Source organism: Halosegnis longus, assembly GCF_009663395.1.
Taxonomy (GTDB): Archaea; Halobacteriota; Halobacteria; order Halobacteriales; family Haloarculaceae; genus Halosegnis; species Halosegnis longus.
Window position 1 is genome coordinate 139,427 of sequence record NZ_QKNW01000001.1, and the last position, 17,596, is coordinate 157,022.

Genomic DNA, 17,596 nt, shown 5'->3' on the forward strand with positions numbered 1-17,596 from the left:
CGAGACGTTACAGGGGCCCGGACTAAGCGGTTCCGGGCTAGTCCCGTCGGACGACGTGGCAGTTGCGACACCGCGCCTCGTAGGACTCCTCCGCGCCGACGAGCACCGTCGGGTCGTCGTAGTGGGCCGGCTCCCCCTCGATGAGTCGCTGATTGCGAGAGGCCGGCTCGCCACACTGCGAGCAGATCGCTTGGTACTTGTCGACGTACTCGGCGATAGCCATCAGCTCCGGGAGCGGGTGAAACGGCTCGCCGCGGAACGTCTGGTCCGTGCCCGAGACGAGGACGCGTCTCCCCTCGGCGGCCAACTCCTCGCAGGCGTCGACCAGCGACCCCGAAAAGAAGTTCGCCTCGTCGATGGCGACGACCTCCTCGCCGTTGAGCGCGTCGTGAATCCCGGGACCGGGGTCGTCGCTGTCGACGACGGTGGCCTGAATCTGTTGGCCGACGTGGCTCCCGATGGTGGCCGTGCCGTAGCGGTCGTCGAGCGCGGGCGTGAAGGCGGCGACCGACTGGCCCGCGATTTCCGCGCGACGGACGCGACGGAGGAGCTCCTCCGTCTTTCCGGAGAACATCGAGCCGGTCACGACCTCGACCCACCCGCTGTTCGTGATGGCGTGCATACTCGGGTGCACGCGGTCACGGAGAAAGTCGTTGCGTTCGTCAGTGGTCGTGCGTGTTTTTATTCCCGGACCCCACGCGACGGGTATGCCCTCCAGACGAACAGTGCTTGCCGCCCTCGGTACCGTCGCCGTCGCCGGCTGTACGCAGTCGGGCGAGATGGGAACGGCTCCGGCGACCCCGTCGCCGACCCCGACGCCGGAACCCACCCTGCCGACCGGCGTCACACGGGTCGACAGCGGGTTCACCATCGACGCGTCGGCGATAGCCGCGACCGACGTGACGGTCGATGCGAGCACGGTCCAGTACACCGAGCCGACTGAAATCACGTACGGCTTCAACGGGATTGTCGACGGAACCCGACTCTACGAGCCGACCGGCGACGACCGGCTCCACTACGGACAGGCGATACCGACGGACGAGACTCCGGGCGTGCGGCTCATTCCGGTGTACGACGGCGAGCAGTTCACCTATCGGGCGTACGCCAACGCCGCGTTCCGGGCGGCGGCGGAGTGGCACCTCGCGGTGCTTCGGCTCCCGGAGTTCGCCCCCGACGGGGAGACAGGCGTCGTCGAATCCCGACAGGTGACCTTCGAGTCGGTGGCGAACACGGCGTTGGGCGTGGTGTCGGCACGAAACGAGCCGCTGGGTGTGCCCCCGACGGAGCCGGCCGGCGTCGCCGTGTTGAACTACGAGTACGACACACAGGAGCGCCAGCCGGACGACGCGGTGGGAGTCGCGCTCGTGCCCGCAGCCCGGACGAGTCCGACGCCAGACACACCGGCGGTGGCGTTCGCCTTCGAGTTCGACGGGGGCGGTGACGGCTTCGGCACGGGGACGAACGACCGCGTGACGATTACCCACGAGGGTGGCGACACCGTCTCGGGCGAGTCGCTGTCGGTGACGGTCGACGGGAGGGCGGTCGCTGCGACCACAGGAGTCGCGTACGAGACGCAGTTCCCGTCGTCGGTGCAGGCGGGTGACGCGGCCGTCGTCACGGCGACGGAGGCGGGGGCGCTCGAATCGGGTGCCGAGCTTCGCGTCGTCTGGTCGGGCGAACGGTCGAAGCAGGTGCTCGCCGCGGCGGCGCTTCCCGAATCGTGACTACTCGCGGACGCGCTCGTCCGGTTCGATCGCCGCGTACGCGACCAGCTGTTCGCCCAGTTTCGCGACGCGGTCGGCGTACTGCTGGTCGGTGAGCACGCCGTCCTCGAACCGGGAGCTCGCGTTCTGTATCGCGACCTGGTGGGGGACGACCCACGCGCCGACGGCGCGCGCGACGATGCGCAGGTGGTCGAGCGGGCTGGAGGAGTAGCCGCCGCCGGCGACGGTGAGCAGGCCGACGGTCGTCTCGTCGAACTCGTCGAAGCCACAGTAGTCGAGCGCGTTCTTCAACACGCCCGAGTAGGAGGCGTGGTAGTTCGGCGTTCCGAGGATGACGGCGTCGGCGCGTTCGATCCGCGCGAGCAGGTCGGCGCTGTCGCCCGGTGCATCCTGGTCGTGGTTGTACGGCGGGAGGTCGAACGCCCGCAGGTCGATGAGGTCGGTCTCGACGTGGTCGTAGTCGGCCGCAGTATCGAGGGCGTGCTCGCAGGCGAGTCGCGTGTAGCTGGTCTCGCGGAGGCTGCCGACGAGCGCGGCGACGCGAACGGTGTCCATACTCCCACTGTCGGGTCGCCGTACATATCGGCTGTTGTCGGGGACGCGCTCTCGGCGGCGAAGGTTTTTGTTCTCCGGCTATATGTCGTTCAGCCGTGGGGAAATATGTCACTTGCTGATGCACATCGACCGACGAATCGTCGCGAACGCTACAGTTTGATGGCCGACGCCGCCTCTCGACCCTTCGCCGCGGGCGCGGTCGCGGTTCCGCTCGTGCTGCCGGTCGTGGGGTATCTCTCGGGTGACGTTCGTGTCATGTTCGCCGTCCATCTGTTCCTCGGGGCGTTCTGGTTCGGGACCGCGGTGCTCGGTGCGGTCGTGCTGGGACCGGTCATGGGGTCGCTCTCCGAGGGTGCGAACGTCGAGTTCGCCAAGGGGTTCGTCCCGCGGATGAACCTCCTCATGGAGCCGGTATCGGTCGGCGTCGTCGGGTCGGGCATCGGGCTCGCGGCCATGATGGGGCTGTGGGCGTCGCCGTCGCCGTCGCTGTGGGCCGCACTGGCAATCGCGACCGCGCTGCTCGTGCTCGGCTTCGGCCCGCTCCACTCGTTTACCGCCGGGATGTTCGATGAAATCGCGGCCCAGGACACCGACCACGAGCGGCTCGCGGAGCTGAACAAGAAGTACGGCATGTTGAGTCTCGTCGAACTCGTCTTGATGATTGCCATCGTCGGGACGATGGTCGGGCTGCGGTGGGGCGTCTAAGCTACTGAGTTAGCTTCGGAGCCGGACCGTCGCGTCCTCGGTTTCGTCCTCGATATCGACCAGTCCGTCGTCCGCGAGGTCAGAAAGCAGTCCACGCAGCCACTCGCGGCCGTACTCGCCGTCCGGCGTGTAGTCGACGCGGACCCGGTGGCCGAGGGTGTCGAGTGGCAGTTCCTCGTGTTCGCCGAGGAGCTTGACCACGCGCCCCCGCATCTGTCGGCGGCTCCCCTCGAAGCTCGGCTGTGTCGGCACGTCCGGCGCGGTGAAATCACCGGTCCGGTAGGCGTGACACCACTCGCGGAGGGGGCAACTCGCCTCGTCACACTCGGGCGTCTTCCCGCAGGCGACGCCGCCCAACTCCATGATGGCGTTGTTCCAGACCCGGGACTCGCCGGCGGGCATGAGGTCGTTCGCCGCCTCTTCGAAGGCGCTGTCGTCGTCGGGCACGTCGAACACCCGATGGAGGACGCGTTTCACGTTCGTGTCGACGACGGCGTCGCCGTTGTTGAACGCGAAGGAGGCGACGGCGTTGGCGGTGTAGGGACCGACGCCCATCAGCTCCTGTAGCTCGTCGGGCGACTCGGGAAAGGAGCCGCCGTACTCGTCGCGGACCTGCCGGGCGGCCTCGTGGAGATACGTCGCACGATTGTTGTAGCCGAGCGAGTGGCTGCTCCAAAAGCCGACCACGTCAGACTGGGCCGCGGCGGCGAGCGCATCCACGTCGGGCCACTCCGCGAGGAAATCGTGGTACGCCGCCTCGACACGCGAAAGCTGTGTCTGCTGACTCATCACCTCGCTCACGAGAATCCGGTAGGGGTCGGTCGTCTCGCGCCAGGGAAACGAGCGGTGGTCGGTCTCGTACCACTCGACGAGCGCGGACTGCACGGCCGACACGTCCTCGGGTAGCGGGCCGGACTCCGTCATTACCCCGTGTAGCCGTGACGCCCGTTTTAGCGTGACGTTTACCCAAACCGGGGGTAGTTATGCGGCTCGACCGCGTTCGTGAGGTATGACGCTCGACCACCTCCAGACGGACGTAGCAAACGCGGCTCGCGAGTTGGGCGACGAGTGTGTCGTCGACCTCGACGCCGAGACGCGCAACGAACTCGCGCTGTTGTCCGCGGCGTACGGCACCGACGACCCCGCCGAACTGTTCCGGCGCGCGATTCACGGCCTGTTCCAGCGACAGGTCGAGACCGGAAACATCGACTTCCATCTCCGCTCGGAGTACGACTGCACCTACGACGAGTATCTCTCCGGGATGACGTTCGCCGAGATGACGGGCCAGCAGACTCCCGAGCCGAACGACGACCGCCGCTATCAGTTCTGAGTCCCGTCGACGCTACTCTCGCGTGTCGAACTGCCGGGGAACGCGCGTCCAGTCGTACCCGTCGAAGCTGAGCGACGGACTCGCCCCGCGTGGAACCTGGCCGTAGTCGCGCAGAAACGCCCGCAGTCCCGAGGGGCCGCCGAAGTCTCCGATGAACCAGAGACAGACCCGCGGGACGCGGACGCGGTCGGTCGCGGCGTCGTACTGTACGTGCTGGGCGAGATACTGCTCGGTGGCGTCGTCGAGGGCTCGGTCGACCGTCTCGGCGTCGTACGAGAGAATCGCCGGGCAGCTCGCCGCTCCGCAGTTGAGCGCGAAGTGAATCCGCGGGTCGACCGGAAGCCGGTAGGCCGGGCCGAAGCCACACCGAGCGAGCCGCGGGAGGTAGCCGAGCCCGTACTTCGACTGTCTGTTTCGCATGAGGCCATGTTCGATGTCGTCGAGGCTCACGTCGATGCCAGCGACGGTGATGGCGGTCGTACGGAAGAAGCGCCAGCGCGACTCGAACAGTTCGGGCCGACGGTCCAACAAGAGCTGTGCACCGGCGTTGTAGACGTTGAGCCAGAAGGCGAGCGCGGTTCGGCGGTCGGTCCGTACCTCGGCGAGCGCGTCCTCGTCGAACGCGGCGAGGGTTTGTTCGTGTGCCTCCGTCGGCTGTTCGCGCCGGACGCGTTCGAGAAGCTGTCGGGCGACTGTCGAGGGTGTCGCTGCCGTGTCGCCCGTCGTGCTACTCATTGCCCCGGCGTAGGCGGTATCGGAACTAAACCGTTGTGCGGGCGCGCTCGGGAGATCTCAGACGCCGGCCCACCACCAGCCCGCGGTCAGGGCGACCGCGAGGACGACCATCGCGGCGACGGCCGGTAGCGGACTCCGTCGCCGGGTCAACGTCGTCCAGCCCCACAGGAGGAACGGTACCGGTGTGAGGTGGGCCGCGGCGACGACGGGCGGAAGGAGTCCACCCCGCCAGAGTGCGAGCGTCGCAAGCGCGGCCGACACGGCGAGAGCGGCGTACGCGCGTCTGAGCCGCGTCGGTCCCCACCGGACGGCGAGCGTTCGCTTGCCGACGCGTTCGTCGGCCGCTCTGTCGGGCCAGTGGACCGCGAGCAGATTACAACCGACGACGAGCGTGAACGGGACGACGACCGCCGCGGCGCTCGGCGTCGGAGGTGCGACGACCGCAACCCCGTACACCGGGAGGAGTAGCCCGCCGAGCACCATGTTCACCGGTTCGCCGAGCCCGCGTCTGACGAGTGCGACCGGCGGAAGCGAGTAGGCGACGCCGGCAACGAGGATGGTCGCGGCGAGCGCGACGGCAATCGGGGAGAGCGGTCCAACACCACCCACAGCGAGCAGTGCGACGGCAACGGCTCCGGTCCCGAGGGTCGCCCGTCCGAGAAACGACGCCGGAAGGCCGGTTTCGGCGAGTGCGCCGCTCCCTCCGGAGAAGGGAGTTCGGTCGGCGAGCGCGTCCGTGTCGGCGTCGGCGTACTCGTTCGCGTAGTGGACCGCGACCGCGACGGCGAGCAGGACGACCCCACCGACGAGCACGGCGGGGGTGAGCCGCGGAACGAACGTCGCGGCTGCGACTGGCCGGCCCGTCGTCGCCATCCCGACGCCGAGCGCGTACAGCAGGCCGATGAGTGCGAGCTGGCTCGGGCGACTGGCCGCCCACAGCGCCCACAGGTGGGGAACGCGTTCGACGAGCCAGGAACGAAGTGTGTCGATGCCGTCTCTTGTGTGCGACATCGGGTAGATGTACCGGCGCGTCGGAGTGACCGACACGCTGATTGTGACGCCAGCGAAGAGTGTGTATGAGTCGCAGAGCCGCCGAATCGGGGTTCGAACTGTTCTTGGACCCGACGATGACGGCCGTTCGCCGCGAGTTCAGCGTCGAGCGCGCGCCCCGGGGAACCGGCTTCGGACTCGGGGGGCGGGTCGTCGACAGACTGCGGGAGAACAACGACGCAATCGAGCGACAGCTCGTCGCCGGCGAGTTCGACGCCTACCGCGAGCGGTCGCTCGCGCAGTTTCGCGTCCTGCTCGATGCCGTCGAGAGCGACGAGGAAATCGAGGCGTTCGCCGATGAGTTACTCGCACACGACAGCTACGTGGAGGCGGTCGACGAGACGGCGACGCCGGCACAGCGAGCAGCCGTCGAGGAGGACGTGCTCTCGCGACTGGAACGGCTCGGCACGGGACTCGAACCCGTTCTCGACCGGCCGGAAGACGACTTCTGGGCGGCCGCGAACGCGGCGTACAGCCGGGAGGCAGCGACGACGCTCGTGCAGGAGGCGTTTCCGTTCACCGAGCCGCTGTCGACACACCGGAACGTGTTGACCTTCGAGGTCGAGGCCGACCCGAACGAGCTGCTCGACAGCGCGCTGCTGCCGACGCTGCCGACCGCGAGCATCGACTACACGGACGAGGCGATTCACGCGATGACGCGGGCCGAACGACAGGTGGTCGCCGACCTCACCGACGAGGTTCGCTCGCGGTTCGAGGCCGAGGAGGAGTGAACCTTTGCCGATTGCCGGCGTAGGTCGGGTATGAGTACACAGGTGCCGGAGTTCTCGCTGCCGAACGTCGCCGTCGGTCCGGACCCGTTCTCGCTGTCGGCGCTGTCAGACGACGTTGCGTTCGTCGTCGTGTTCTTCCAGCGCGACCACTACTGCACGAACTGCCGGAAGCAGGTCCGGGACGTGGCCGAGCGCTACGACGCGTTCCGACAGCGGGACGCCGAAGTGGTCTCTATCGTTCCGGAGCCGCGCGAGCAGGTCGAAACGTGGCAGGAGCGCTACGACCTCCCGTATCCGCTGTTGGCCGACCCGGACGCCGCGGTGGGAGACGCGTACGACCAGCCCGTGCGATTCGGGCTGTTGGGTCGGTTCAGCGACTTCTTCGGCCGGATGCCGGAGGTCGTCATCATCGACCGGCGCGGTCCCGAGCCGGAACTCGCGTACGCCTACGAGGGGAGTTCGACGTTCGACCGGCCGGATATCGACACGCTGCTCGCGGAGCTTGACGACCTCCGCGAGGAGTCAGCCGAATAGGGGAAGGCTGTGCCGTCGGTCGACCTCGTAGGAGGACTTATCGGCCGGGCCTCACATCAGGGGGTATGAGACTCAGGGACGTGAGCCGGGGGACGGTCGCGTGGTGGGCGCTCGGCGGGTTTCTGGCCGTCCTGCTCGCGTCGGTCGCCAACCGGTTCCTCGGGACGCTCGCGGTCGCGCTGTTCGTCTACTACGTCTCGCGACCGGTCTACCGACGGCTCCGAGTCCGGCTGCCCGCCTCGCTGGCCGCCGTCAGTTCCATCCTCGTGTTGGTGGTGCCGCTGTTTCTGCTCGTGGGCTACTCGCTCACTATCGGCTTGCGGGAGTTCAACGCCGTCGCCAGCGGCACCGACCTGAGTCGGTTCGAGTCGGTGGTCAGGCCGTACACGAACGTCACGGCGAGCGTGAGCGACCCGGCCGCGCTGCTCGACGACCCGGACCTCGTCGCGACGCTGCAGAACACGCTTGCGACCGGCCTCGACTATCTCGGCCTGATTGGGTCGGTGTTGCTCCGGCTGTTCATCATCGTCGCTATCGTCTTCTATCTGCTCCGCGACGGCCCGCGGCTCGGTCGCTGGCTCCTGAACCGGTTCGGCGACGACGCCGGTATCTTCGAGCAGTACACCCGGGCGGTGGACCGCGACCTCTACCGCGTCTTCTCTGGCAACATCCTCAACGCCGTGTTCACGGCCGCCATCGGCGCAATCGTCTACTCGGTGTTGAACGTCCTCGCCATCGGCGGCCCGCAGATACCGTATCCCGCACTCATCGGTCTACTGGCCGGAGCCGCCTCGCTCATCCCGGTCATCGGGATGAAGCTGGTGTACGTCCCCGTCTCCGGCTACCTCGTCGCGACGGCCGCGTCGAGTCCAGACCCGGTGTTCGCGATGCCGATTATCTTCACCGCGTTGTCGTTCGTCGTCGTGGACACGATTCCGGACCTCGTGTTGCGTCCGTACGTCTCGGGGCGGAATCTCCACGTCGGATTAGTCATGTTCGCGTACATCTTCGGCCCGCTGGTGTTCGGCTGGTACGGCATCTTCCTCGGCCCGCTGGTGTTGATTTTCATCGTCCACTTCGCGCGGGTGGTGTTGCCGGAGCTCATCTCCGGAACGGAGATACGCCCCTTCGCCGTCGACCCGGCGGTCGCGACCGAGCCGGTCGAAGAGGTGCGCGAGGAGTCGACTGTCGAGTCGGCCGTCGAACGAATCGAAGACGGCGAGTCGTAATCAGGCCTCGTCGCCCTCGAGATACTGTCGTTCCCAGTCGCGGCGCGCGTCGATCTCCCGCCGGCCGCGCCGCGTCAGGGTGTAGTAGTTCGTCCGCTGGTCGATTTCGCCCTTTTCGACCAGCCCTTTCTCCACGAGCGTGTCGAGATTCGGGTAGAGTCGGCCGTGGTGAATCTCCTTCTCGTAGTACTCCTCTAACTCCTCTTTGATCTGGAGTCCGTGGGGTTCCTCGTTGCCGGCGATGACGTACATGAGATCACGCTGGAAGCCTGTCAGGTCGTACATACCGGCCACGTACGTGGCGAGAAATAAATATATCTTCGGAGTTACACGCCCGCGAACCGTGGTTCGACGGCGTCTCCCCGGTGACGCGGCCCAGTGATTCGTGACACGCACGGTATAGGTCCGACGGGATAGCTTATTCGTGTCCGCGACGTGTACATAGTATGGAAGAACAGTTGTTCACGTTCGAGCGCGATACCGACCGAGCGACCATCGCACAACTGCTCCGCGACGTGGCCGACAATCTCGCGGCCGGGGAGCCGGTGCAACTGTCCGCCGGCGAGGAGTCAATCACGCTCGACGTACCGAGCCAGGCCGAGTTCGAGGTGCAGGTGGAACGGGAAACCGAAGGCGACGAGACGGAACTATCGGTCGAGTTCGAAATCGAGTGGGACGAGACCGACGGCGGAGACGCGCCGCTGTCTGTCGAGTGAACGGAAAGCGAGTGGAAAGCGGCCACCCAGAGAAAACCTGGGTAGCCGCTTGCCGCCCTGAATTGGTCCCCGCTGACGCTTCGGCCCTCCAAAGCGAAGCGTCACCAGATGAAACACGTCTGTGTGGTATAAAGCTGCCGACCGTGACACACGATGTCAAACGGACTGACAGTTCTACTCAGATGTACTCCTCTTCGAGCACCCAGCCGAGCGACCGCTTGTAGTAGGTGAACATCTGTCTGACCCGTTCGTGGTTCATCTCCTCGCTCTCGAGCTGCTCTTTGATGAATTCGTACTGCTCGCGCACCTCTGCTTCGTCACGCATACGTCCCCGTTCGGGGGGGAGGGGCAAAAGCCCCGGCCTACACGCGGTCGAGTCGCGAGAGCCCGTGCCAGATAGCGTCGACGAGCTGGGATTCCCCCTCGCCGTCGGCGTCGTCCCAGCCGTTGGCGAGTGCATCCTCGAGCACGTCGAGCGAGTGGTTCTCGAAGTTGTTCAGCCCGCGGAACGACTCCAGGGCATCGCGTGCGCTTGCGTCGAACGTCTCCGACGGGTCGCCCTCGTAGAGCCCGAGGTCCGCGAGCGTCTGCTGGACGGCCTGTGCAGTCTCTCCGGTCAGGTCGGTCGTCTCGGCCGGCGGCTCGCGTTCGAGCAGCGTCACGTCGTAGAGCTTGAACACGCGTTCCAGTTCGTCGATGGGCGCATCGTGGTCGTCGACGCGCACGTCGATCCAGCGGTCGTTACCGCCGTCGTAGCCGCCCTCGGGCTTGACGACGTACATGGCGGCCGACTGCTCGCCGCGGGAGTCGCCGCCGGCCTCGTTACCCGCATGGAGCGCAGCGAGCAGGCGCTCGGGAAGCCCGCCGTCGGTCTCCTCGTAGGTGTCGGCCATCGCGTGGAGGGTTGCCTCGTTTTCGAGGATATTTCCCTGGACCGTGTACGTCTCACCCTGGATGTCGCCGGCGGTGTCGAAACACTCGTCGCCGGTGAAGGCGGCGACGGAGCCGTTGCGACCGACCACGCCGACCTGCCGGGATTCGGCCTCGCTGTCGCCGGCGGTGAGCGTCTCGACCACGGCCTCGGCGTCGTGGCCGCGACGGAGCAGGTCCAGTCCGGCGGGCCCGTACTCGACGTTGGCGAACGACTGGGTGGCGATTGCGCCGGCGTCGGCGCTGGCAAAGGGGACGACGGAGCCGACGCTGACGAACTTCGACTGGACGCCGACGCCGACGGCGCGGGTTTCGGGGTCGCGAGCGACGATAGAGAACGTCATACGCCAGCCTCGCCCGCCCGCGACAAAAGATTAGAGCTTCCGGACGGTGAGCGGCTGGCGACTCGACAGCTCACAGTCGAAGCGCGGATGCTCGACGAAGTGGCGCAACACGATGTGTCGCCGGCTGTCGGTCAACCCGCTGCCGGAGAGGTCGTCTGCGGTGAAATCCGTCGAGAGTGATTCGTACAGGTCGGTGAGCGCTTCGAAGCTCTCGAACACCTTGCGGTGGCCGGCGGAGCCAGCGCCGCGGCGCGCGACGACGTAGCTGCCGTCGGCGCGACACTCCCCGCTGGTGTAGACGTACTCGCGGGTGCCGGTCAGGGCGTCGCCGAGCTGCTGGCGAAGCTCCGTGGCCGTCTCGGTGTCGAGTACGTGTTCCTCACCGTCGACGTGTAGAAGCAGTTCCTGTGAGTCCCGGGAGACAGTTACATTACCGTCGAATTTCCCGGCCAGCCGCCTCGCGGCGACTTACTCTATCCTCGTGTAGCGTCGGTGTATCCGACATATCCACTCGTGGGAGCCTCTAGTACTTAAACCCACGTGGTGTGGCAGATTTCGACACGGTCGGACAGAGGGGTTTTCAGCCGGCGGGTCGACCACGGAGTATGAAGGTTCGCGGCCACCGCGAGTGTCAGGACTGTGGCACGCGCTGGACGTACTACGAGACCGGCAGCGTGGAGTGTCCGAGCTGTGGGAGCCTCCGCAGCGTCGGCGTCGACGAGGAGCGGCAACTCCACACCGCGACGGCCGCGACGCTCGATTTGCGCGAGGCGCAGTCGCTTGTCGACGAGCAGCCGCTCCGGACGGTCGCCGAGCGGGCCGTCGAGGCGACCAGGGAGTTCACCCGCGGCTACGGCTTCATCAGCGGCGGTGAGGTGCAGCCGCTCGACGACACGTATCTGGCTGCGATGGAACTTCGGACGGTCGCGGACACGGTCGGGCGGGCGACGAGTGTCACCGACAGCGAGGAGTCGTACTTCCTCGCGCTGTTGGCGGGCGCAGCGGACGGCGAGCGACCCCCACGCGAGCAGGTCCCCGACTCGCTGACCGACTCGCGGGGACTCGCGTACGCCAAGGCGGTCGAGCAGTACCGCGAGGACCTCCGGACGTATCTGGACGAACACCCCGACGAGGCGGCGAGTGACCTGCTGGGTCGCCTGCGCGGCCACGTGAAGCGCGCGCTCGCGCTCGACGGCGCGATTCCGACCCGAGACGCCGAGACGCTAGTCGAGGCGGCCCGTGGTATCGGGTCGTACGTCGCCGACAGTGACGAGACGGCACTCGCAACGGCAGAGTCACGACTCGACGCGCTTGCGTGACCGCCGGGATAGCTTATTTGCGCCGTCGCGTGCTGGCTTCGGTATGAACGGACCGCTCGCCGGCCTCCGGGTACTCGACTTGTCAGGGATGATCGCCGGCGGCTTCGCGACGATGACGCTCGCAGACCACGGTGCCGACGTGGTGATGGTCGAACATCCCGAACACGGCGACCCCATCCGCGAGTGGCCTCCCTTCGACGGCGACCACTCGCTGTGGTGGAAGGCGCTCGCCCGAAACAAGCGCTGTGTCACCCTCGACATGAACTCCGACGAGGGGACCGCCCTCGTGCACGAGCTGGCCGCCGAGGCCGACGTCGTCATCGAGAACTTCCGACCCGGGACGCTCGAATCGTGGGGACTCGGTCCCGACGCCTTACACGAGACGAACGAGGACCTCGTCGTCGTCCGCATCTCCGGCTACGGGCAGGACGGGCCACTCGCCGAACAACCCGGCTTCGGAACCGTCGCGGAGGCGATGTCCGGCTTCGCACACGTCAACGGATTCCCCGACAGCGAGCCGCTCCTGCCGCCCATTTCGCTCGCTGACCTCGCGGCTGGCCAGTACGCCACGATGGGTGCGCTGTTCGGTGTGTTCGACACCCTGACCGGCGGGACCGGCCGGGTCGTGGACGTGTCGCTGCTGGAGTCGCTGTTCCGGATGTTCCCGAGCGTGCCCGAGAAGTACGACCGGCTGGACGAGGTGGACGAACGCACCGGCAACCGCCACCCGAACGCCGCACCGCGCAACGTCTACGAGGCCAGCGACGGCTACGTCGCGCTGTCGGCTTCCTCACAGCCCATCTTCGAGCGGGTCGCCGAGTGTATCGGCCGTCCCGAACTCATCGAGGCGGACCGGTTCGCGACGAATCGCAAGCGCGTCGAACACGCCGCCGAGCTCGACGGCTACATCGAGGCGTGGATGCAGGAGCGAACCGCGACGGAGGCGGTCGCGGCACTCACCGACGCCGACGCCGTCGCCTCCGAGATCTACGACATCTCCGATATCCACGCCGACGCGCAGTACGACGCCCGGGAGGCAATCGTCACGGTCGAAGATTCCGACCTCGGACCGGTGGAGACCCACGGTGTCGTCCCGAAGTTCTCGGGCGAAACGCGGGGTGTCGACCGGCTCGGACCGGGTCACGGCGAACACAACGACGAGGTGTATCTCGACGAGGTCGGACTCGACGAGGACACCTATACGTCGCTGCGCGAGGAAGGCGTGATATGAGACTCTGTGACGTGACGCTGCGAGAGGCGGTCCAGCTCTCCGACCGCGAGTACACGGTCGACCAGCGCGTCGCCGCTGGCGAGGCGCTCGACCGGCTCGACCTGCCGTTCGTGCAAGCCGGGTTCCCGGCCGTCGGCGAGGCGGAACGGGAGGTGACGGCGACGCTGACGGACCGACTCGACGCCGACGTGGTCGCTATTGCCCGCGGCGTCGAGTCGGACGTGACCGCGGCGCTGGAGACGGGCGCAGACGTGGTCGAACTGTTCGTTCCCGTCTCGGACAAACAGTTAGCACACGTCGTCGGCAGGTCGCGCGAGGAGATGTACGAAACCGCCAGCGAGCAGATTGCACAGATTCGCGACGGCGGCGCACAGCCGCACCTGACCCTGATGGACGGGTTCCGGACCGACGAACGAGCAATCGCGTCGGCCTTCGAGCGATTCGACTGCCCGATCGTCGTCGCCGACACCGTCGGTGCACGGACGCCCTCGTACGTGGCCGGCTATCTCCGGACCCTCGCAGACCTCGGCGTGGACCTCTCGCGGGCAGGCGTCCACTTCCACGACGACCTCGGATGTGCGACGGCGAACGCGCTCGTCGCCGCACAGACGGGCGTCGACCGCATCGACGTGTCGGTAGCGTCGCTCGGTGAACGCGCCGGCAACCCCGCGACGGAGGAGGTCGTCACGGCAATCGTACAGGAAGGTGGCGACCCCGGGGTACAGACCGAGCAGCTGATTCCGACCGCGGAGTCGGCACTCGACGCGCTGGGCGAGTCGGTCGACGCACGCAAGCCCGTGTTGGGGCGGGAGGTAACGACCCACGAGTCGGGCATCCACACGGACGCGATGCTCGCCGACCCGTCGACGTTCGAGCCGTTCGACCCCGCGACCTTCGGCGGCCAGCGCCGGCTCGTCTTCGGCGCTGGAACGGGACGGGGCGCGGCCCGCAAGCTGCTGGAACGCGTGGAGCGTGAGGCGACCGACGAGCGCGTCGAGACCCTGCTCGACAGGCTCGCCGCCGAGGGGCCGGTCGAACTGGACGAGGCGCTGTCGCTCGCGAACGACGTGTAGCGAACAGGCGACCATTCCTCCGACAGCGGTCGGTCGCGCACCCGCCTCGGCGCGCTGTCGGCACGTTCCTATCGCACACGGCGGGTGGTGCGGCTTCGCGTATGAACCTCAGTCCCGCAGGCGGGTGACGAGGTCGCGGTCGAAGGTGTTCTCGGGAAGCGTCTCGCGCCACGCCACGTCGTCGATTGTCTCTCCGTCGATGCCGGGGTCGGTAGCGAGCGTCGTGTCGGTCGGCTCACCGCGGAAGGTGGCGAACCGGAACGCGAACTCGCGGTCGTCCTCAGCGTGGACGAACGTCTGTTCGGTGACGGCGAGCAGGTCCGTGATCTCGACCGTCACGCCCGTCTCCTCCCGCACTTCTCGGGCCGCACCTTCCGCGTGGGTTTCACCGCGCTCGTGCATCCCGCCGGGGAGAAACCACTTGTCGCCCTGCTGGACGAGCAGGACGCCCGCGTCGGTCTCGACGAGCGCACCGACCCCCCACGAGGTCTCGTGTTCCTCGCGACTCCGGGCAGACTCCCAGCGGTCGGGCGCGAGCGTCTCGTGCTTGTTCGGCCGGGCGCGGACGCCGTCGTAGCGCGCGATGAGGTCGTCGGGGTCCACTACGGCAGGGCAACGTCGACGCCGGTCTGCTCGCTCGCGGCCTTGACCGTGTTCCACAGGAGCATCGCACGGGTCATCGGACCGACGCCACCCGGCACTGGCGTGATGGTGTCGGCCACCTCGCGAGCGCTGGCGAACTCCACGTCGCCGACGAGTTCGTACCCCTTCTCCGTCTCGGCGTCGACGCGGTTGATACCCACGTCGATGACGGTTGCGCCCTCTTTCAGCATCGTGCCGTCGATGAACTCCGGAACTCCGACCGCCGCGACGACGATGTCGGCGCGTTTCGTGTGGGCTTCCAGATTCTCGGTCCGGGAGTGACACACCGTCACGGTCGCGTTGCCGGTGTCGTCGTTCTGTGCGAGCAGATTCGCCATCGGCTTGCCAACGATGTTCGACCGACCGACGACGACGGCCTCTGCACCCTCGGTTTCAACGTCGTACTGCTCCAGCAGTTTGAGAATCCCGTGGGGCGTACACGGCTTGAACCGGGCGTGCGACGGGCCAGCGACCATCCGCCCGACGTTCTCGGGGTGGAAGCAGTCCACGTCCTTCTCCGGGGTGACGGCGCGGAACGCCTCCCGTTCGTTCACCTGCTCGACGAGCGGACTCTGGACGAGAATCCCGTGTACCTCGTCGTCGGCGTTCAGGTCGGCGATGGTCTCATACAGTTCGTCGGCGGGCGCGTCGTTGTCGAGTTCGACGTGGATGCCGTTGATGCCGACCTCCTCGCAGTCGCGCTGTTTCATCGACACGTACGTCTCGCTCGCGGGGTCGTCGCTCATTAACACCGTCGCGAGTCCCGGCACCGTCCCCGCCTGCTTGAGCGTCGAGATGGCGTCCGAGAGGTCCTCGCGAATCTCCGCAGCGACGGCGTTGCCGTCGATGACTTCGGTCATACCCGACGGTCCGAGTCCCACCGGTATCAAACTCCCGCATTCGTGTCTACACTCCCCGACCGAGACACAAAAATATGCAAGAGTGTGCTATTTTCGCCCTTGCTCGCGACGCCAACACGCGCTATCGTGTCCCTTTCGGCACAATTCTTACCCGCGAATCAGCCCTACATTCGGGTATGGACCGAGGCCGTCTCCTCGCCGGGGTGTCGGTCGTCGCCGTCCTCGCGACCGGCGTCGTCGCGACCGTCTCACGCGGGTCGGCCGTCGGTATCGTCACCCACGCCGCGGCGACGCTGCTCGCGGCGGTCGCTCCCGTGCTCGCGCTTGCACGAAAGCAGTGGCTCGTGCTCGGCGGATTGCTCGCGATTGCGATAATAACGGGCGTCGCGTGGACAGTCGGGAGTCTCGGCGGCGCGGCCCATCTCGTCGCCGGATTCGCGTGGTGTGTCGCGACGGCGGTGCTCGTCCTCGAAACGGGGTAGCTACTCGTACAGCGGGTGAGCGTCGGTCAGCTCGTCGACCTCGTCGCTGGCGGCGGCGAGCACGTCCTCGTCGTTCGGCGCGTCGACCACGTCGGCGATGATGTTGGCGACGCGGACCATCTCGGCCTCGCCGAAGCCGCGCGTCGTGAGCGCGGGCGTGCCGGCGCGGATGCCCGAGGGGTTGAACGGCGAGCGCGTCTCGCCGGGGACGGTGTTCGCGTTGAGCACCAGCCCGATCGATTCGAGCGCTTCCTCGGCGTCGCTGCCGGTCGTATCGGGATGTGAGGGTCGCAGGTCCACGAGCACGAGGTGGGTGTCCGTGCCGCCGGAGACGATTTCGAGCCCGCGCTCGTCGAGGTGGTCGGCAAGGGTACGGGCGTTCTCGACGACCCGCTCGGCGTAGTCCTCGAAGCCGGGCTGGAGGGCTTCTTTGAAGCCGACGGCCTTGCCCGCGACGTTGTGCATCAGGGGACCGCCCTGCGCGCCGGGGAAGACGGCCGCGTCGATGTCGTCGGCGTACTCCTCGTCGCACATGATGATGCCACCCCGACCCGCGCGGATGGTCTTGTGCGTCGAGCCGGTGACGAAGTCCGCGACGCCGACGGGCGACTGGTGGACGCCCGCGGCGACGAGTCCCGTGATGTGGGCGATGTCGGCGAGGTGGTAGGCGTCGACGGCCGCTGCGGCCTCCTGGACGCGTTCGAACTCGACCTCGCGCGGGTACGCGGAGTAGCCCGAGACGATGATGTCGGGGTCGAACGACTCGGCCGTCTCGCGCAGCCCGTCGTAGTCGATGTAGCCGGTGTCGGGGTCGACCTCGTACTGTTCGACCTCGTAGGTCTTGCCCGTGAAGTTGGCCGGGTGACCGTGGCTGAGGTGGCCACCGTGGTCGAGTTCCAGCGAGAGAATCTTGTCGCCGGGGTCGAGGACGGCGGTGTAGACGCCCATGTTCGCCTGCGTGCCGGAGTGGGGCTGGACGTTGACGTGGTCTGCACCCCACAGCTCCTCGGCGCGCTCGATGGCGAGTTCCTCGACGGTGTCGGAGGGACCGCAGCCGGCGTAGTAGCGCGCGCCGGGATAGCCCTCGGCGTACTTGTTCGTGAACGCGGACCCCTGTGCCTCCATGACGGCCTCGGAGACGTGGTTCTCGCTCGCAATCATCGCGAGGGTGTCGCGCTGGCGCTGTTTCTCCTCGCCGAGCGCGTCGGCGATCTCGGGGTCGATGTCGCGGACCGTCTCCGGCCGCGGCTCGCGGGCAGACTCCTGGCTCATGGATACCGCTTCGACCCGACCCGTAAGAATGTACTCGTCTCCGGCAACCTGGGAAGCAGAAGCCATTGCTTCACCGATGCGCGACTCCAAACAATTCTTCGACGCTGACTCTGTCGTTCGTCGCGAGCAAGCGA

23 protein-coding genes are annotated in these 17,596 nt (G+C 67.2%); 11 read left to right on the plus strand and 12 right to left on the minus strand.

The features are described 5' to 3' along the window. Nucleotides 1–37 precede the first annotated feature (37 nt). Nucleotides 38–622: a thymidine kinase gene (locus tag DM818_RS00675; protein WP_075936163.1), complete on the minus strand. Its 585-nt coding sequence runs from the start codon at nucleotides 620–622 to the stop codon at nucleotides 38–40. Between the two features lie 85 nt (nucleotides 623–707). On the opposite strand from DM818_RS00675, the gene DM818_RS00680 reads away from it, so the two are divergent. Continuing rightward, nucleotides 708–1,724 carry a hypothetical protein gene (locus DM818_RS00680; protein WP_075936162.1) on the plus strand — a complete coding sequence of 339 codons (1,017 nt, stop codon included), beginning with the start codon at nucleotides 708–710 and terminating at the stop codon, nucleotides 1,722–1,724. Here the strand turns inward: DM818_RS00680 and DM818_RS00685 are convergent, their stop codons facing one another. Next, the gene (locus DM818_RS00685) at nucleotides 1,725–2,279 is read right to left on the minus strand and encodes an NADPH-dependent FMN reductase (protein WP_075936161.1); all 555 of its coding nucleotides are present in this window, start codon (nucleotides 2,277–2,279) and stop codon (nucleotides 1,725–1,727) included. Between the two features lie 105 nt (nucleotides 2,280–2,384). On the opposite strand from DM818_RS00685, the gene DM818_RS00690 reads away from it, so the two are divergent. Next, a complete protein-coding gene (locus DM818_RS00690) occupies nucleotides 2,385–2,984 on the plus strand; it encodes a hypothetical protein (protein ID WP_153952207.1) in 600 nt (199 codons plus the stop codon). A 9-nt stretch (nucleotides 2,985–2,993) separates the two neighbouring features. On the opposite strand, the gene DM818_RS00695 is transcribed toward DM818_RS00690, so the two are convergent. Then, nucleotides 2,994–3,908, minus strand: coding sequence for an A/G-specific adenine glycosylase (locus DM818_RS00695; protein WP_075936159.1), 915 nt, complete (start codon nucleotides 3,906–3,908; stop codon nucleotides 2,994–2,996). A gap of 85 nt (nucleotides 3,909–3,993) precedes the next feature. On the opposite strand from DM818_RS00695, the gene DM818_RS00700 reads away from it, so the two are divergent. After that, nucleotides 3,994–4,314 (plus strand): hypothetical protein, encoded by a 321-nt coding sequence (locus DM818_RS00700; RefSeq protein WP_075936158.1) that lies wholly within the window; start codon nucleotides 3,994–3,996, stop codon nucleotides 4,312–4,314. 12 nt (nucleotides 4,315–4,326) lie between these two features. Here the strand turns inward: DM818_RS00700 and DM818_RS00705 are convergent, their stop codons facing one another. Beyond that, nucleotides 4,327–5,049: a DUF547 domain-containing protein gene (locus DM818_RS00705; protein ID WP_123124011.1), complete on the minus strand. Its 723-nt coding sequence runs from the start codon at nucleotides 5,047–5,049 to the stop codon at nucleotides 4,327–4,329. Nucleotides 5,050–5,106: 57 nt separating this feature from the next. Further along, entirely contained in the window at nucleotides 5,107–6,060 is a 954-nt protein-coding gene (locus DM818_RS00710; RefSeq protein ID WP_123124603.1) for a prenyltransferase, read from the minus strand. A gap of 65 nt (nucleotides 6,061–6,125) precedes the next feature. Here DM818_RS00710 and DM818_RS00715 point away from each other — a divergent pair, with 65 nt between their 5' ends. The 3 genes from DM818_RS00715 (at nucleotide 6,126) to DM818_RS00725 (ending at nucleotide 8,593) form a co-directional block, all read left to right on the plus strand. Next, nucleotides 6,126–6,830, plus strand: a complete 705-nt coding sequence (locus DM818_RS00715) for a hypothetical protein (RefSeq protein ID WP_123124010.1) — start codon at nucleotides 6,126–6,128, stop codon at nucleotides 6,828–6,830. 30 nt (nucleotides 6,831–6,860) lie between these two features. Next, nucleotides 6,861–7,364, plus strand: a complete 504-nt coding sequence (locus DM818_RS00720) for a peroxiredoxin family protein (protein ID WP_075936155.1) — start codon at nucleotides 6,861–6,863, stop codon at nucleotides 7,362–7,364. Between the two features lie 65 nt (nucleotides 7,365–7,429). Beyond that, on the plus strand, nucleotides 7,430–8,593 hold the full coding sequence (locus tag DM818_RS00725; RefSeq protein WP_123124009.1) for an AI-2E family transporter: 1,164 nt from the start codon (nucleotides 7,430–7,432) through the stop codon (nucleotides 8,591–8,593). On the opposite strand, the gene DM818_RS00730 is transcribed toward DM818_RS00725, so the two are convergent. Beyond that, nucleotides 8,594–8,878 carry a PadR family transcriptional regulator gene (locus DM818_RS00730; protein ID WP_075936154.1) on the minus strand — a complete coding sequence of 95 codons (285 nt, stop codon included), beginning with the start codon at nucleotides 8,876–8,878 and terminating at the stop codon, nucleotides 8,594–8,596. Nucleotides 8,879–9,039: 161 nt separating this feature from the next. Between DM818_RS00730 and DM818_RS00735 the strand changes: the two genes are divergently transcribed. After that, nucleotides 9,040–9,309 carry an amphi-Trp domain-containing protein gene (locus DM818_RS00735; protein WP_075936153.1) on the plus strand — a complete coding sequence of 90 codons (270 nt, stop codon included), beginning with the start codon at nucleotides 9,040–9,042 and terminating at the stop codon, nucleotides 9,307–9,309. Between the two features lie 178 nt (nucleotides 9,310–9,487). Here DM818_RS00735 and DM818_RS14850 read toward each other — a convergent pair whose 3' ends face one another. From DM818_RS14850 to DM818_RS15425, 3 genes are read right to left on the minus strand one after another with little or no spacing between them, the layout of a single operon-like run. Beyond that, entirely contained in the window at nucleotides 9,488–9,634 is a 147-nt protein-coding gene (locus tag DM818_RS14850; protein ID WP_172967132.1) for a hypothetical protein, read from the minus strand. 37 nt (nucleotides 9,635–9,671) lie between these two features. Next, nucleotides 9,672–10,583, minus strand: coding sequence for a DUF1028 domain-containing protein (locus DM818_RS00740; protein WP_075936152.1), 912 nt, complete (start codon nucleotides 10,581–10,583; stop codon nucleotides 9,672–9,674). Between the two features lie 30 nt (nucleotides 10,584–10,613). Beyond that, a complete protein-coding gene (locus DM818_RS15425) occupies nucleotides 10,614–11,036 on the minus strand; it encodes a DUF7528 family protein (protein WP_449272349.1) in 423 nt (140 codons plus the stop codon). Nucleotides 11,037–11,188: 152 nt separating this feature from the next. On the opposite strand from DM818_RS15425, the gene DM818_RS00750 reads away from it, so the two are divergent. The 3 genes from DM818_RS00750 to DM818_RS00760 are packed head-to-tail and all read left to right on the plus strand — an operon-like array spanning nucleotide 11,189 to nucleotide 14,206. Further along, a complete protein-coding gene (locus DM818_RS00750) occupies nucleotides 11,189–11,902 on the plus strand; it encodes a DUF7117 family protein (RefSeq protein ID WP_075936150.1) in 714 nt (237 codons plus the stop codon). A gap of 43 nt (nucleotides 11,903–11,945) precedes the next feature. After that, entirely contained in the window at nucleotides 11,946–13,133 is a 1,188-nt protein-coding gene (locus tag DM818_RS00755; protein WP_123124008.1) for a CaiB/BaiF CoA transferase family protein, read from the plus strand. Further along, nucleotides 13,130–14,206, plus strand: coding sequence for a LeuA family protein (locus DM818_RS00760; RefSeq protein WP_075936148.1), 1,077 nt, complete (start codon nucleotides 13,130–13,132; stop codon nucleotides 14,204–14,206). The genes DM818_RS00755 and DM818_RS00760 overlap by 4 nt, the downstream gene beginning before the upstream one ends. A gap of 108 nt (nucleotides 14,207–14,314) precedes the next feature. Here DM818_RS00760 and DM818_RS00765 read toward each other — a convergent pair whose 3' ends face one another. Further along, nucleotides 14,315–14,809: an NUDIX hydrolase gene (locus DM818_RS00765; protein WP_123124007.1), complete on the minus strand. Its 495-nt coding sequence runs from the start codon at nucleotides 14,807–14,809 to the stop codon at nucleotides 14,315–14,317. Continuing rightward, nucleotides 14,809–15,708, minus strand: coding sequence for a tetrahydrofolate dehydrogenase/cyclohydrolase catalytic domain-containing protein (locus DM818_RS00770; RefSeq protein ID WP_075936147.1), 900 nt, complete (start codon nucleotides 15,706–15,708; stop codon nucleotides 14,809–14,811). The genes DM818_RS00765 and DM818_RS00770 overlap by 1 nt, the downstream gene beginning before the upstream one ends. Before the next feature lie 176 nt (nucleotides 15,709–15,884). Here DM818_RS00770 and DM818_RS00775 point away from each other — a divergent pair, with 176 nt between their 5' ends. Further along, on the plus strand, nucleotides 15,885–16,190 hold the full coding sequence (locus tag DM818_RS00775; protein WP_075936146.1) for a hypothetical protein: 306 nt from the start codon (nucleotides 15,885–15,887) through the stop codon (nucleotides 16,188–16,190). Here DM818_RS00775 and glyA read toward each other — a convergent pair whose 3' ends face one another. Next, nucleotides 16,191–17,462, minus strand: a complete 1,272-nt coding sequence (gene glyA, locus DM818_RS00780) for a serine hydroxymethyltransferase (protein WP_075936145.1) — start codon at nucleotides 17,460–17,462, stop codon at nucleotides 16,191–16,193. Nucleotides 17,463–17,596: the final 134 nt, after the last annotated feature.

Excerpts from the sequence above, each read along its gene's own strand:
- DM818_RS00725 (WP_123124009.1), top strand. The coding sequence starts at position 7,430 with ATGAGACTCAGGGACGTGAGCCGGGGGACGGTCGCGTGGTGGGCGCTC.
- DM818_RS00700 (WP_075936158.1), top strand. The coding sequence starts at position 3,994 with ATGACGCTCGACCACCTCCAGACGGACGTAGCAAACGCGGCTCGCGAG.
- DM818_RS00775 (WP_075936146.1), top strand. The coding sequence starts at position 15,885 with ATGGACCGAGGCCGTCTCCTCGCCGGGGTGTCGGTCGTCGCCGTCCTC.
- DM818_RS00695 (WP_075936159.1), bottom strand. The coding sequence starts at position 3,908 with ATGACGGAGTCCGGCCCGCTACCCGAGGACGTGTCGGCCGTGCAGTCC.
- DM818_RS00710 (WP_123124603.1), bottom strand. The coding sequence starts at position 6,060 with ATGTCGCACACAAGAGACGGCATCGACACACTTCGTTCCTGGCTCGTC.
- DM818_RS00755 (WP_123124008.1), top strand. The coding sequence starts at position 11,946 with ATGAACGGACCGCTCGCCGGCCTCCGGGTACTCGACTTGTCAGGGATG.
- DM818_RS00740 (WP_075936152.1), bottom strand. The coding sequence starts at position 10,583 with ATGACGTTCTCTATCGTCGCTCGCGACCCCGAAACCCGCGCCGTCGGC.
- DM818_RS00715 (WP_123124010.1), top strand. The coding sequence starts at position 6,126 with ATGAGTCGCAGAGCCGCCGAATCGGGGTTCGAACTGTTCTTGGACCCG.
- DM818_RS00690 (WP_153952207.1), top strand. The coding sequence starts at position 2,385 with ATGTCACTTGCTGATGCACATCGACCGACGAATCGTCGCGAACGCTAC.
- DM818_RS00760 (WP_075936148.1), top strand. The coding sequence starts at position 13,130 with ATGAGACTCTGTGACGTGACGCTGCGAGAGGCGGTCCAGCTCTCCGAC.
- glyA (WP_075936145.1), bottom strand. The coding sequence starts at position 17,462 with ATGAGCCAGGAGTCTGCCCGCGAGCCGCGGCCGGAGACGGTCCGCGAC.
- DM818_RS00770 (WP_075936147.1), bottom strand. The coding sequence starts at position 15,708 with ATGACCGAAGTCATCGACGGCAACGCCGTCGCTGCGGAGATTCGCGAG.
- DM818_RS00680 (WP_075936162.1), top strand. The coding sequence starts at position 708 with ATGCCCTCCAGACGAACAGTGCTTGCCGCCCTCGGTACCGTCGCCGTC.
- DM818_RS00730 (WP_075936154.1), bottom strand. The coding sequence starts at position 8,878 with ATGTACGACCTGACAGGCTTCCAGCGTGATCTCATGTACGTCATCGCC.
- DM818_RS00750 (WP_075936150.1), top strand. The coding sequence starts at position 11,189 with ATGAAGGTTCGCGGCCACCGCGAGTGTCAGGACTGTGGCACGCGCTGG.
- DM818_RS00705 (WP_123124011.1), bottom strand. The coding sequence starts at position 5,049 with ATGAGTAGCACGACGGGCGACACGGCAGCGACACCCTCGACAGTCGCC.
- DM818_RS00675 (WP_075936163.1), bottom strand. The coding sequence starts at position 622 with ATGCACGCCATCACGAACAGCGGGTGGGTCGAGGTCGTGACCGGCTCG.
- DM818_RS14850 (WP_172967132.1), bottom strand. The coding sequence starts at position 9,634 with ATGCGTGACGAAGCAGAGGTGCGCGAGCAGTACGAATTCATCAAAGAG.
- DM818_RS00735 (WP_075936153.1), top strand. The coding sequence starts at position 9,040 with ATGGAAGAACAGTTGTTCACGTTCGAGCGCGATACCGACCGAGCGACC.
- DM818_RS00720 (WP_075936155.1), top strand. The coding sequence starts at position 6,861 with ATGAGTACACAGGTGCCGGAGTTCTCGCTGCCGAACGTCGCCGTCGGT.
- DM818_RS00685 (WP_075936161.1), bottom strand. The coding sequence starts at position 2,279 with ATGGACACCGTTCGCGTCGCCGCGCTCGTCGGCAGCCTCCGCGAGACC.